Source organism: Lysobacter korlensis (assembly GCF_042434515.1).
Genome location: NZ_JBHLTG010000002.1, coordinates 84,078 through 97,656 on the forward strand (window position 1 = coordinate 84,078; position 13,579 = coordinate 97,656).

Annotated in this window: 11 protein-coding genes; 4 read left to right on the forward strand and 7 right to left on the reverse strand. The window is 69.5% G+C overall.

Annotation, left to right across the window (positions count from 1 at the left end):
* Window positions 1-68 precede the first annotated feature (68 nt).
* Window positions 69-1,271 carry a thiolase family protein gene (locus ACFFGH_RS09570; protein ID WP_386667636.1) on the forward strand — a complete coding sequence of 401 codons (1,203 nt, stop codon included), beginning with the start codon at window positions 69-71 and terminating at the stop codon, window positions 1,269-1,271.
* Window positions 1,271-3,403, forward strand: a complete 2,133-nt coding sequence (locus ACFFGH_RS09575) for a 3-hydroxyacyl-CoA dehydrogenase NAD-binding domain-containing protein (protein ID WP_386667638.1) — start codon at window positions 1,271-1,273, stop codon at window positions 3,401-3,403. Before ACFFGH_RS09570 ends, ACFFGH_RS09575 begins: the two co-directional genes overlap by 1 nt.
* A gap of 83 nt (window positions 3,404-3,486) precedes the next feature.
* Here ACFFGH_RS09575 and dxs read toward each other — a convergent pair whose 3' ends face one another.
* From dxs to dut, 5 genes are all read right to left on the reverse strand, one after another.
* Window positions 3,487-5,418, reverse strand: a complete 1,932-nt coding sequence (gene dxs / locus ACFFGH_RS09580; protein WP_386667640.1) for a 1-deoxy-D-xylulose-5-phosphate synthase — start codon at window positions 5,416-5,418, stop codon at window positions 3,487-3,489.
* 74 nt (window positions 5,419-5,492) lie between these two features.
* Window positions 5,493-8,339 (reverse strand): aconitate hydratase, encoded by a 2,847-nt coding sequence (locus ACFFGH_RS09585; protein WP_386667641.1) that lies wholly within the window; start codon window positions 8,337-8,339, stop codon window positions 5,493-5,495.
* 205 nt (window positions 8,340-8,544) lie between these two features.
* Entirely contained in the window at window positions 8,545-9,279 is a 735-nt protein-coding gene (locus tag ACFFGH_RS09590) for a DUF3159 domain-containing protein (RefSeq protein WP_386667642.1), read from the reverse strand.
* Window positions 9,280-9,281: 2 nt separating this feature from the next.
* Complete coding sequence (locus tag ACFFGH_RS09595) at window positions 9,282-9,926, reverse strand: DUF3710 domain-containing protein (protein ID WP_386667644.1); 645 nt, start codon at window positions 9,924-9,926, stop codon at window positions 9,282-9,284.
* Complete coding sequence (gene dut, locus ACFFGH_RS09600) at window positions 9,923-10,384, reverse strand: dUTP diphosphatase (protein WP_386667646.1); 462 nt, start codon at window positions 10,382-10,384, stop codon at window positions 9,923-9,925. Before dut ends, ACFFGH_RS09595 begins: the two co-directional genes overlap by 4 nt.
* Window positions 10,385-10,416: 32 nt before the next feature.
* On the opposite strand from dut, the gene ACFFGH_RS09605 reads away from it, so the two are divergent.
* Complete coding sequence (locus ACFFGH_RS09605) at window positions 10,417-10,896, forward strand: DUF3093 domain-containing protein (RefSeq protein WP_386667648.1); 480 nt, start codon at window positions 10,417-10,419, stop codon at window positions 10,894-10,896.
* Here ACFFGH_RS09605 and ACFFGH_RS09610 read toward each other — a convergent pair.
* Window positions 10,871-11,164: a DUF4193 domain-containing protein gene (locus ACFFGH_RS09610; RefSeq protein WP_386667650.1), complete on the reverse strand. Its 294-nt coding sequence runs from the start codon at window positions 11,162-11,164 to the stop codon at window positions 10,871-10,873. The two genes, ACFFGH_RS09605 and ACFFGH_RS09610, sit on opposite strands and share 26 nt — an antisense overlap.
* Window positions 11,165-11,380: 216 nt before the next feature.
* Here ACFFGH_RS09610 and sepH point away from each other — a divergent pair, with 216 nt between their 5' ends.
* Window positions 11,381-12,445 (forward strand): septation protein SepH, encoded by a 1,065-nt coding sequence (sepH, locus tag ACFFGH_RS09615; RefSeq protein WP_386667651.1) that lies wholly within the window; start codon window positions 11,381-11,383, stop codon window positions 12,443-12,445.
* A gap of 1 nt (window position 12,446) precedes the next feature.
* On the opposite strand, the gene ACFFGH_RS09620 is transcribed toward sepH, so the two are convergent.
* Entirely contained in the window at window positions 12,447-13,577 is a 1,131-nt protein-coding gene (locus ACFFGH_RS09620) for an alkaline phosphatase family protein (protein ID WP_386667653.1), read from the reverse strand.
* Between the last annotated feature and the right edge of the window lie 2 nt (window positions 13,578-13,579).

The window sequence follows — 13,579 nt, forward strand, 5'->3', positions numbered from 1 at the left end:
GATCAACGGATTCTGAGGGCTCCGGACGCCTGCCTAGGATCGACTCGACCGAGCGACCTGGAGGCGATGTGGCCGAGCGTACTGATGTTGTGTTCGTCGATGGGGTCCGCACCCCATTCGGGCGGGCCGGCGAGAAGGGGATGTACTGGCAGACCCGTGCCGATGATCTGATCGTCAAGGCGATGATCGGGCTGCTGGAGCGGAACCCGCAGCTGCCGAAGGAGCGGGTCGACGACGTCGCGATCGCCGCAACCACGCAGCAGGGTGACCAGGGCCTGACCCTCGGACGCACGTCGGCGATCCTCGCCGGTCTGCCGAAGACCGTGCCGGGCTACGCCATCGACCGGATGTGCGCCGGCGCGATGACGAGCGTCACCACGGTCGCGGGCGCCATCGCGTTCGGCGCCTACGACGTCGCCATCGCCGGCGGTGTGGAGCACATGGGCCGCCACCCGATGGGATTCAACGCCGACCCGAATCCGCGCTTCCTCGCCGAGCGCCTCGTCAGCGAGGACGCGCTCAACATGGGCAGGACCGCGGAGCGGATCCACGACCGCTTCCCGCACCTGACGAAGGAGCGCTCCGACCGCTTCGCCATGCACAGCCAGCACAAGGCGGCCGCCGCCTACGAGGCGGGCAAGATCCAGCCAGACCTCGTCTCGGTCGCCGTGCGGAGCGAGCAGGGCTGGGGGCTCGCCACCAAGGATGAGGCGCTTCGCCCCGAGACGAGCATGGACGCCCTCGCAGCGCTGAAGACCCCGTTCCGGCCGCACGGCCGCGTCACCGCGGGCAACTCGTCCGGCCTGAACGACGGGGCCACCGCAGCGCTCATCGCGAGCGCCGATGCCGCCAGTGAGCTGGGGCTGCCGGCGAAGATGCGGCTCGTCTCCTTCGCCTTCGCCGGTGTCGAACCGGAGATCATGGGAATCGGCCCGGTGCCCTCGACCGAGAAGGCGCTGAAGAAGGCCGGCCTCACGATCGACGACATCGGCCTGTTCGATCTCAATGAGGCGTTCGCCGTGCAGGTGCTGGCCCTGCTCGACCACTTCGGGATCGACGACGAGGACCCCCGGGTGAATTCGTACGGCGGCGCCATCGCCTACGGCCATCCCCTCGCCTCCTCCGGCGTCCGGCTCATGCTGCAGCTCGCCCGCCAGTTCGAGGAGCACCCGGAGGTCCGATACGGGCTCACCGCCATGTGCATCGGGCTCGGGCAGGGTGGCTCCGTGATCTGGGAGAACCCGCACTACGACGGCAAGAAGGGGAAGTGATGACGCTGACGGCGACCTCGTTCGACGAGCTCAAGACACTGGCGATCGACGAGGTCGTCACCCACTCCTACGTCCGCGACGTCCCGCTCTCCGGCGGGCGTGTCCTCGCCCTGGTCACACTCGACAACGGCCGTGACCACACCCGGCCGAACACGCTCGGGCCGGCGTCGTTGCTGGAATTCGCCGAGACCCTCGACCGGCTCACCGAGCGCGGCACCCGCGGGGAGATCGCGGGTGTCGCAGTCACCGGCAAGCCGTTCATCCTCGCCGCCGGAGCCGACCTCTCGAGAGTCGACGAGATCCCGAGCCGCGAGGTGGGCAGGCAGATGGCGCAGCTCGGCCATTATGCGCTCGGGAAGCTCGGCTCGCTCGGCGTGCCGTCGTTCGTCTTCATCAACGGCCTTGCCCTCGGTGGCGGCGTCGAGATCGCCCTGAACGCGGACTACCGCACGCTCGACCGGTCGGTGCCGGCGCTCGCGCTGCCGGAGGTGTTCCTCGGCATGATCCCCGGCTGGGGCGGCGCGTGGCTCCTGCCGAATCTCATCGGCATCGAGAATGCGCTCAAGGTCATCGTGGAGAACCCGCTCAAGCAGAACCGGATGCTGAAGGGGCAGGAGGCGTTCGACCTCGGCATCGCCGACGCGATCTTCGATCCGGCGAACTTCCTCGAGGACTCCATCCGGTTCGCCGACGGTGTGATCGCCGGGACCACAAAAGTGAAGCGGCCGAATCAGCCGGGCAAGCTCGAGCGCGCAGTGAAGTGGGACGTCGCCCTCGGGATCGCCCGGAAGACCCTCGAGAGCAAGATCGGCACGGTCCCGAAGTCGCCGTACGTCGCACTGGACCTGCTCAAGGCGGCGAAGAACACCGACAAGCGCACCGGGTTCGCGGCGGAGGACGAGGCGCTCGCGGACCTCGTCGCCGGCGACCAGTTCCGTGCCAGCATCTACGCGTTCAACCTCGTGCAGAAGCGGGCCAAGAAGCCCGTCGGCGCACCGGACAAGAAGCTGGCGCGGCCGGTCACCAAGGTGGGCGTGCTGGGCGCGGGTCTGATGGCCACCCAGTTCGCGCTCCTCTTCGTCCGCCGCCTGCAGGTGCCCGTGGTGATCACGGACCTCGACCAGGCGCGCGTAGACAAGGGTGTCGCGGCCATCCACGGCGAGATCGACACACTGCTCGGCAAGGGCCGCATCAGTCAGGACGAGGCGAACCGGCTCCGCGCGCTCGTGACGGGCACCACGGACAAGGCGGACTTCGCCGACTGCGACTGGGTCATCGAGGCGGTGTTCGAGGAGCTCGGCGTGAAGCAGGATGTCTTCGCCGAGATCGAGGGGATCGTCTCCCCCGAGACGATCCTCGCGACGAACACCTCGTCGCTGTCGGTGGAGCAGATCGGCGCGAAGCTCCAGCATCCGGAGCGCGTCGTCGGGTTCCACTTCTTCAACCCGGTGGCGGTCATGCCGCTGATCGAGGTGGTGAGAACCCCGGCGACGAACGACGAGACGCTGAGCACCGCCATGGTCACGGCGGCGAACCTGAAGAAGAACGCCGTGATCACGAAGGACTCCCCCGGCTTCGTCGTCAACCGGATCCTCGCGAAGCTGCTCGGCGAGGCGATGCACGCGGTGGACACCGGCACCCCGTTCGAGGTCATGAACCGCGCGCTCACGCCGCTGGGGCAGCCGATGACGCCGTTCGAGCTGCTGGAGCTCGTCGGCCTGAAGGTCGGCGCCCACGTGCTCGACACCCACCACGCCGCGTTCCCCGACCGCTTCTTCCAGAGCGAGAACCTGCACCGGCTCGCCGAGCACGGCCGGATCTTCGACCGCGACGCGAAGGGCAAGATCAAGGGCTTCGACAAGAAGGCCGTCGAGATCGTCTCCGGTGGCACCAGCCCGATGACGGCCGAGCAGATCCTCCGCCGTGTCGAAGACGGCCTGGCCGACGAGATCCACCGGATGCTCGAGGAAGGCGTCGTCGGCGCCCCGGAGGACATCGACCTCTGCCTCATCCTCGGCGCGGGCTGGCCCTTCCACATGGGCGGTGCGACGCCGTACCTCGACCGGGTCGGCGCGTCCGAGCGCGTCTTCGGACGCACCTTCCACAACCCGCCGATCCGCGGAGTGGCGTAGCTCCACCGAATCCGGGCCGCTTCGGCGCATCGGGGCCGCCGCGGCGGCCCGTGTCCGCCGAAGCGGCCCGGTTTTCGCGGGGGCTAGTTGACGTCGCGCTCGGCCAGCTCGGCCGGGAGCGGCCGGGCCACCGGGACCTTGGTCCCGAGCACCTGGGAGACGAGGTCGCGTGCGATGTGCTGTGCGGTGAGGCCCACGCGCTCGAGGATCTGGTCGCGGCTGCCGTGGTCCAGGAACTGGGCCGGTAGGCCCAGCTCGTCCACCGCGGTGTCGATGCCCGCGGCCCGGAGGTCCTGCCGGATGCGGGTGCCGACACCGCCGACGCGGACGCCGTCCTCGATCGAGACCACGATCCGGGCGTCGCGCGCGAACTCCAGCACGCTGGTCGCCACGGGCACGACCCAGCGCGGGTCGATCACGGTGGCGCCGATGCCCTGGGCCTCGAGACGCTCGGCGACGTCGAGTCCAAGCGACGCCATCGCGCCGACCGCGACGATCAGCACGTCGCGGCGCGCGGACTCCCGCAGGACGTCGACGCCGTCATCGGTGCGGCGCACGGCCTCCAGCTCGGTGCCGACGTTGCCCTTCGAGAACCGCACCACGGTCGGGGCGTCCGACACCGCGACGGCCTCGCCGAGCTCCTCGCGCAGTCGCGAGGCGTCGCGGGGCGCCGCGATCCGGATGCCCGGCACGACCTGCAGGATCGCGAGATCCCACATGCCGTGATGGCTCGGCCCGTCGGGCCCCGTGACGCCGGCGCGGTCGAGCACGAACGTCGCGCCGGCCTTGTGGAGCGCCACGTCCATCAGCACCTGGTCGAACGCGCGGTTGAGGAACGTCGCGTACACCGCCACCACCGGATGCAGCCCGCCGAAGGCGAGTCCGGCGGCTGAGGTGACCGCGTGCTGCTCGGCGATCCCGACGTCGAGCACCCGGTTCGGGAACCGCTCGGCGAACTTGTGCAAACCGGTGGGGCGCAGCATGGCGGCCGTGATGCCGACGATCCGCTCGTTCCGCTCCGCAAGCTTCAGGATCTCGTCGGCGAACACGCTGGTCCATGACGGGGCGCTCGCCGCATCCATCGACTCACCGGTCTCCGGGTCGATCTGGCCGACGGCGTGGAACTGGTCGGCGGCGTCGGCGAGGGCCGGCTCGTAGCCGCGGCCCTTCTGGGTGATGACGTGCACGAGCACCGGGGCGCCGTAGTGCTTCGCCTGCTCGAAGGCCTCCTCGAGCGCCTCGATGTCGTGCCCGTGGATCGGTCCGAGGTACTTGATGTCGAGGTTCGAGTACAGGCCCTCGTTGTTCCAGACCCGGTTCAGGAAGCCGTGCATACCGCCCCGTACACCGCGGTAGATCGCCCGCCCGGGCTTGCCCATCCGGTCGAACATCGCCTTCGACGACAGGTACAGGTTGCGGTAGGAGCGGCGCGTGCGCACCGAGTTGAGGAAGCGGGCCATGCCACCGATCGTCGGCGCATACGAGCGGCCGTTGTCGTTGACGATGAGGACGAGGTTGCGGCTGTTGTCGTCGCTGATGTTGTTCAGCGCCTCCCAGGTCATCCCCCCGGTGAGTGCACCGTCGCCGACCACCGCGACCACGTGCCGGTCGCGCTGGCCCGTCATCTCGAAGGCACGGGAGATCCCGTCTGCCCAGCTGAGCGAGCTGGAGGCGTGCGAGCTCTCCACGATGTCGTGGGGCGACTCGGAACGCTGCGGATAGCCGGCGAGTCCGCCCTGCTGCCGGAGACGGCTGAAGTCCTGCCGGCCGGTGAGCAGCTTGTGCACATAGGACTGATGGCCGGTGTCGAAGACGAGAGCGTCCTTCGGGGAGTCGAAGACCCGGTGCATCGCGATGGTCAGCTCGACGACCCCCAGGTTCGGCCCCAGATGGCCGCCGGTCCTCGAGACCCGTGACACGAGGAACTCTCGGATCTCCTGCGCCAGCTGCCGGAGCTCCTCCGGGGACAGCCGGTCGAGGTCGCGGGGGCCGGTGATGTTCTCGAGCAGACCCATGAGCCTCAGCCTAGGACGCGGACCTGGGAGGAAGTTCCCCAGGCCCGCGCCCGGACTGTCCGTGTCGGCGGTGATCAGACCAGCGACCGGAGCACATACTGCAGGATGCCGCCGTTGCGGTAGTACTCCGCCTCACCGGGGGTGTCGATCCGCACCACCGCGTCGAACTCGACCGGCTGCTTGCCCTCGGACGAGTGCTCGGTCGGCCGTGCGGTGACGTGCACGGTGCGGGGCGTGGTGCCGGAGTTCAGTTCCTTGATGCCGGAGATGTCGAACACCTCGGTGCCGTCGAGACCGAGCGAGGCGATCGACTCTCCTGCAGGGAACTGCAGCGGCAGCACACCCATGCCGATGAGGTTCGAGCGGTGGATCCGCTCGAAGCTCTGGGTGATCACGGCCTTCACGCCGAGGAGGCTGGTGCCCTTCGCAGCCCAGTCGCGGCTCGAGCCGGAGCCGTACTCGGTGCCGGCCAGGATGACCAGCGGCGTGCCGTTCGCGGCGTAGTTCTGGGCGGCGTCGTAGATGGAGCTCTGCGGCGCGTCTGCCTGCGTGAAGTCGCGGGTGAAGCCGCCCTCCACCCCGTCCAGCAGCTGGTTCTTCAGCCGGATGTTGGCGAACGTGCCTCGGATCATCACCTCGTGATTGCCACGGCGCGACCCGTAGGAGTTGAAGTCCTTGCGGTCGACGCCGTGCTCCTGCAGGTACCGACCGGCCGGGCTGTCCGCCTTGATCGAGCCGGCGGGGCTGATGTGATCGGTGGTGACCGAGTCGCCGAGCTTCGCCAGCACGCGGGCGCCGGTGATGTCGCTGACCGGCGTCGTCTCCATGGTCATGCCGTCGAAGTACGGGGGCTTCCGCACGTACGTCGACGCGTCATCCCACTCGAACGTCGCGCCGGTCGGCGTCGGCAGCGACCGCCACCGCTCGTCGCCCTCGAAGACGCTTGCGTACTGGGTGTCGAACATCGATGTGGAGATCGCGCGGTCGATCGTCTCCTGCACCTCGGCGGCGTCGGGCCAGATGTCACGGAGGAACACGTCGCTGCCGGTGCTGTCCTGCCCGAGCGGCTCGTTCTCGAAGTCGAAGTGCATCGAGCCCGCGAGCGCGTAGGCCACCACGAGCGGGGGGCTCGCCAGGTAGTTCATCTTCACGTCCGGATTGATCCGGCCCTCGAAGTTCCGGTTCCCGGAGAGCACCGCCGTCACGGCCAGGTCGTTGTCCTGGACGGCCTGGGAGATCTCCTCGTCGAGGGGGCCGCTGTTGCCGATGCAGGTGGTGCAGCCGTAGCCGACGAGGTAGAAGCCGAGGTCCTCGAGCGGCTCCATGAGGCCGGCCTCGCGGTAGTAGTCGGTCACCACCTTGGATCCGGGGGCCAGCGTCGTCTTCACCCAGGGCTTCGACTTCAGGCCCTTCTCACTCGCCTTCTTCGCGAGGAGTCCCGCCGCGAGCATCACGGAGGGGTTGGACGTGTTGGTGCACGAGGTGATCGCCGCGATCGCGACGGCGCCGTGGTCGAGCGTGAACGTGCCGTCGTCGGTGGTGACGCGGGTGGGCTTCGAGCGGCTGGTCGGTGCGGGGCTCGTCGCGGCGGCCTGGAACTGGTGGTGGTGGCTGACCTCGCGAGGTGCGGGCGTGTCGGCGACGTTCGAGTCCTGCTCGGTGAGCCCGATCGGGTCGGAGGCCGGGAACGTGCCCTCCACCGCGGCGTCGACCAGGGTGTGGCCCTCGGACGCGAAGTCATTGAGGTCCTGCTCGAACTGCTCCTTCGCCTCGCTGAGCTCGATCCGGTCCTGCGGGCGGCGCGGACCGGCGATGGACGGGACGACCGTGCTGAGGTCGAGTTCGATGTATTCGCTGAAGACCGGCTCGACGGACGGGTCGTGCCAGAGGGTCTGGAGCTTGGAGTACTCCTCGACGAGCTTCACCTGCTCCTCGCTGCGCCCGGTGAAGCGCAGGTAGTCCAGGGTCACCTCGTCGATCGGGAAGATCGCTGCGGTCGAGCCGAACTCGGGGCTCATGTTGCCGATGGTGGCGCGGTTCGCGAGCGGCACCTCGGCGACGCCCGCGCCGTAGAACTCGACGAACTTGCCGACCACGCCGTGGTGACGCAGCATCTCCGTGATGGTGAGCACGACGTCGGTGGCGGTGACGCCGGCCGGGATGGAGCCGGAGAGCTTGAAGCCCACGACCTTGGGGATGAGCATCGACACGGGCTGGCCGAGCATGGCGGCCTCAGCCTCGATGCCGCCGACGCCCCAGCCGAGCACGCCGAGACCGTTCACCATGGTGGTGTGCGAGTCGGTGCCCACCAGCGTGTCCGGGTAGGCCTGCAGGCTGCCCCTGACCTCCCGGGTGTAGGTGACGCGGGCGAGGTACTCGATGTTCACCTGGTGCACGATGCCGGTGCCGGGCGGCACGACCTTGAAGTCCTGGAACGCCGTCTGTCCCCAGCGGAGGAACTGGTACCGCTCGCCGTTGCGCTGGTATTCGATCTCCACGTTCCGCTCGAAGGCGTCGGGCTGCCCGAACAGGTCGGCGATGACGGAGTGGTCGATGACGAGCTCCGCCGGGGCGAGCGGGTTGATCTTGGTCGGGTCGCCGCCGAGCTCGACGACCGCCTCCCGCATGGTGGCGAGGTCGACGATGCAGGGCACGCCGGTGAAGTCCTGCATGACGACGCGCGCCGGGGTGAACTGGATCTCCGTGTCCGGCTCAGCGCCGGGGTCCCAGGAGCCGAGGGCCTCGATCTGCGACCGGGTGACGTTGGCGCCGTCCTCCGTGCGGAGCAGGTTCTCGAGCAGCACCTTCAGGCTGAACGGCAGTTTCTCGGCGCCGGGGACCTTGTCCACCCGGTACACCTGATAGTCGGTCTCCCCGACGCGCAGGACGTCTTCTGACCCGAAGCTGTTGACTGTCGACATTGCCGTCTCCCTCGCTGAACGCAGGTCCATCGTCGCGTGGCCGGATGTGCCGCACCTTGGAACGGCAAGCGGGCACTCTCGAAGCCTAGGCCTGTATTCCCCGATACTATCTTGACGTCGAGATAAATGCGGCCGACAGGCCGCCTGCGCTCAGCCCCTTTTCAGGGGGCCGCGCAGCCGCGGCGGGCCCGCGCGGGTGCGTCCTTCAGCTCCGGGCGCTCCGCCCGTACGCGGCGCGGACGAGCAGCCAGGTGACCCAGAGGAAGACGGCGTAGAGCGGTACGCCCATCAGCAGCTTCGTGCCCGCGAGCCACTCGGTGGCGCCGGCGAAGTAGAGGGGCACCTGCACGGCGAGGCGCAGCGCGAACATCGCCGCCCACAGCACGGTGGCGACCGTCATCACGCGCCGTTTCGCCCGGTCCTCGCGCCAGGCTGCACCCTCCCCGGTGAGCACGCCGACGATCACGCCGATGAGCGGCCAGCGGACCGCCAGGCTGATCAGGATCACCGTCAGCGAGATGGCGTTGATGAAGAAGCCGGGCACGAAGTTGTCCTCCGCACGCCCCGTGAGGAGGGCCAGGGCTGCGGAGACCGCGATCCCCAGCACGCCGGCCACGGCCGTCATGACGGGCGACCTCGTGACCGCACGCACCACGACGAAGGCCACCGCGACCACCAGCGGGATGAGCACCGACGGCAGCAGGTCCCGGGTGATCGTGTAGACGACGAGGAAGGTGAGCCCGGGCAGGATCGACTCGATGAGTCCGCGGACACCGCCGACGGCCTTCAGCAGGGCGCGTGCACTCGGGGCCTCACCCGGCGGGACCTGCCCGATGCCTGCGCGGCGGGCCGCCGCTGAGAAGGCGCCCCGCAGATCCGTCGGATCGGGCTTCGCCGATGAAGCGTCCGGCGCCGGCTCCCTCGGAGTCTCGTGCGTCACGGTCAGGCGCGGCCGGGAGGCGTCTTGGAGGTGTCGGTGCCGGCGCTCGGCATGTGCAGCGGGATGAGGTCGCGTGGGGGCATCGGCGAGTTGCCGCGCACCACGACGATGCTCCGGAACAGCGCCTCGATCTTCGCGGCCGCATCCGGGTTCAGCACGCCCTCCCCCGCGATGACGCCGCGGAGGAACCAGCGCGGCCCGTCGACTCCGATGAAGCGTGCGAGGCGGGTGCCGGCGGGCTGCGTCCCCGCGGCGACCGGGATCTCGGCGAGCACCTCGGGCCCGAACGTTCCCTCGATGAGCTTGGTGTTGCCGCCCTGCTTGTGGATCTGCTCGATGATCTGCTCGCGGATCTCGTGCCACAGGCCGCTCGAGCGCGGCGCGGCGAACGGCTGCACCTGCAGGGTGGAGCCGGCGTAGTCCAGGCCGACGGCGACGACGCGCTTCGAGCCCTCCTCGACCTCCAGCCGGAGATGCAGGTCGGGGCGCGGGACGATCTTCACGCCGCCGAGATCCACGTAGGGCCGGACGGCGTTCGCCTCGCTCTCGTCGAAGGGGCCGGCGGTCGCACGGTCGCCCGGCGCAGACTTGGCGCTCCGGTCCGGCGCCTGGCCGGCCTGCGGGTCGCTCGCTGACGTGTCGCTCATTGCGTTGGTCCTGTGCCTTCTTGTGTTCCGTAGCCGGTCGATCCGAATCCGCCCTCGCCGCGAGCAGTCCCGGGCAGCCGTTCCACCGGTACGAACCGTGCCCGCGAGACCGGCAGAACGAGGAGCTGGGCGATGCGGTCGCCGACGGCAACCGTATACGACTGTTCGCTATCCGTGTTGAGCAGCGTCACCCGGATCTCGCCCCGGTAGCCGGCGTCGATGGTGCCCGGGCTGTTCACGATCGTGATGCCATGGCGCGCGGCGAGGCCGCTGCGCGGAACCACGAGTCCGACGTACCCGTCCGGCAGTGCGATCGCGACGCCGGTGCCCACCGTCGCCCGCTGGCCCGGCGCGAGCTCGAGACGTTCCACCGAGACCAGATCGGCGCCGGCGTCACCCGGATGCGCGTACTGCGGCGGGCGATCCCCGGCGAGCAGCACCTCCACCCGATCGATCACGCAAGAAGGCTAGTGCATGGTCGAATGGGAACATGACGGTTCTCCCGGAGCGCCCTGCACCTGTCTACCGGGAGCGAGTGTGGCCGGCCCCGTGGGTGCTGCTCTCACTGGCACTGGTGCTTCCGGCGAGCCTCTTGGTGTTCCTGCCGATCAACCCGCTCGTCGGAGTCGGGACCGGGGTGGTGCTCTACGGCGGGCTCGTGGTGCTGCTGGTGATCGGCTCGCCGACACTTGAGGTGACCGAACGCGGGTTCACCGCCGGTCGTGCGACCCTGCCGGCGCGGCACATCGGCCGGGCCGAGGGATTCTCGCGTGCGGACGCGACGCGCGAGCGGGGACCGAACCTCGACGCGAGGGCGTGGCTGCTGATCCGGGGCTGGGTGGATGGTGTCGTGCGGGTCGAGGTCGCGGACGACCGCGACCCCGTCCCCTACTGGCTCGTCTCGACCAGAAGGCCGGACGAGCTGGTGTCGGCGCTGGACCGCGTCAGGCCGCGCACTCCTGGCAGATAGCCCCGAGCTTCTCCTCGTGGTCGATCTGCGAGCGATGCTTCACCAGGAAGCAGCTGACACAGGTGAACTCGTCGGCCTGCGGCGGGAGCACCACCACGTCGAGGTCGAGGTCCGCCAGGTCCTGCCCGGCGAGCTCAAAGCTGCCGGGGTTGTCGGCATCGTCAACGTCGACCACACCCGACAGCTTGTCGGGCACACGCTCCTGCAACGCCTGGATCGACTCGGTGTCCTCGTCGGTCTTACGGGGTGCGTCGTAGTCGGTTGCCATTCCCATCCATCTCTGTGATTTGCGACCCTCGGAACGGATCGCTGCCATCTCGGGCGGCGACAGTTTGCACTAATCGAATGGCAATAGCAAACCGCTCGGGAAGTCACTGAGCGCCACCTGTTCCCCCGTCAACATCCGGCACGCCCGGCGTATTCCCCGCAATACCCCCGAACGCGTGTCATCCTGTGCCTGTCTATGAACGCTGGGAGTTTCAGCATGCACGAACTGAGAGTCGTCGGGGTTGAAGAGGGAGCGCTCCTCGTCGCTTCCGACAGCGGCGAGACCTTCCGCCTGCGGGTCGACGAAGTCTTCCATTCGCAGGTGCGGCGGGCGACGCACGACCACTCGATCGACCGCAGGCTCTCCCCGAAGGAGATCCAGGCGCATATCCGCGCCGGGATGTCGGCGGATGACGTTGCCGCGGTGACGGGTGCCCCGCTCGACTACATCCAGCGCTTCGAGGGGCCGGTGCTGGCGGAGCGCGCGTACGTCGTGGAGTCGGCACTCGGTGTCGCCGTCCACACGGCCGCCGCCGAGATCGACCCCCTCACGGCGCCCACCACCTTCGGATCAGTGATCCGGGAGCGCCTGGCCGACCTCAACGCGGTCGGTGAGCGCTGGGCGAGCTGGAAGGAGGAGGGCGGCGGCTGGATCGTGAAGCTCGCCTTCAGCATCGACCACGTGGACCACGACGCCCGCTGGTCGTTCGACCCGAAGAAGCACCTGCTCTCCCCGCTCAACACCGAGGCGACGTCGCTGTCGCAGCAGGAGGACGTCGGCCGCACGCTGATCCCGCGACTGCGCGCCGTGTCGCACACCGACGAGTCGTCGCGGTTCGACAGCGCCGCGTTCACCGTCAGCGAGGACGAGTCCCGCACCGTCACCCCCGCCGTTCCCACGCCGGCGCAGCAGCCGCCGGTGCACCACACCGAGCCTCTGCCGCATACCGCACCGGTGCCGACGCAGTCGCTGCTCGGCATGACGACGGATCCCGGCATCGTGAAGACCGGCCACACCGCCGACCTGCTGGAGGCGCTCCGCCGTCGCCGCGGTGAGCGTGAGGCTGCGACGTATGAGGAGTTCGAGGACGTGAAGTCCCCGCAGACCTCCGGAGGCGGCATCCGGCTCGTCGACGTGCCGCTCGACGACTTCCCCGCTCCGGAGCCGCAGGACACGCAGCCGCAGCCCCGCCTGCAGAAGACCGGCAAGCGCAGCGGCCGGGTGACGATGCCGAGCTGGGACGAGATCGTCTTCGGCGCACGGCCAGACGACCTGGCATAGTTCACCGGGCGAATCGTCCGAACCGCAGGAGCGGCACGGTGAGCTCCTCCTCGGAGAGCGACCCGTGCTGTCCGATCATCGCCTGGCTCTGCGCCGACGCGGTGCGCGGATCGTCGTAGACCACCCGCTTCCGCGCCGCCACGAAGATGTCGCCCATCCGGCTGCGTGCCGCGTCGGTGACGACCGGCCCGAACCAGCCGGACTCGATCACTTCATCCCGGCTCGCCACCCACGCGCGTGCGCCCTCCGCCTCCCGCCAGCGTTCCAGCATCGCCGCGGGGTCGACGCCTGCCTCCAGATGCAACTGCAGGCAGCGCGGCTCCCCCGCCACCAGCCGGACGCCGACCAGCAGCTCCGGGGCGGTGTCGATCTTCAGGTGAGCCTCCTGCGGCACGTCGAGAATGCCGTGATCGGCGGTGACCAGCATCCCCTCGTCCGGCCGCAGGCTCGCCGCGAGCTTCGCCACTGCCGCATCGAGCACCTCGAGCCGCTCGGTCCACTCCGGCGACTCCCACCCGGACTTGTGCGCGACCTTGTCGAGCTCCGCGACGTAGACGTACAGGATGCCGCGCTCCAGCCGGTCGAGGATCGCGCGGGCAGCATCGAACCGGTCGGGGACCGGCTTGTGCGGCACGTACTCCGCTCCACGGAGCACCGCCGCGGTGAAGCCGGAATCCGCGAACCGGGGCTCACCGATCGCGAAGGACGGCACGCCGATCGCGGCGGCGCGCTCGAACACGGTGGGCAGCGGCTGCCAGGTTGCGGGATCCATGCCGTCGTCCCACCCGCTCAGCTGGTTCACCACGCGTCCCTGGTCGCGGTCGAGCACGCTGTAGCCGACCAGCCCGTGCTCGCCGGGCAGCGCGCCGGTGGCGAGCGTGGTGAGAGCGGCCGCGGTGGTCGAGGGAAAGACGGCGGTGGCGGTGGCGCCCTTCGTCAGCGCGCCGGCCAGGGTCCGGGCGTGGCCGGAGCGGGCCCGGAGCGCCGCGGCGCCCAGCCCGTCGACGAGCACCACGACCGCCGCGCGCACCCGCGGCAGTCCCAGCGGCGATTCGTCCCCCGTGACCGCGGCGAGGCAACTCGGCAGCACATCGGCAAGGCTCGCTCGTGCTCGGGAGGCCGCCGGTAGCATGG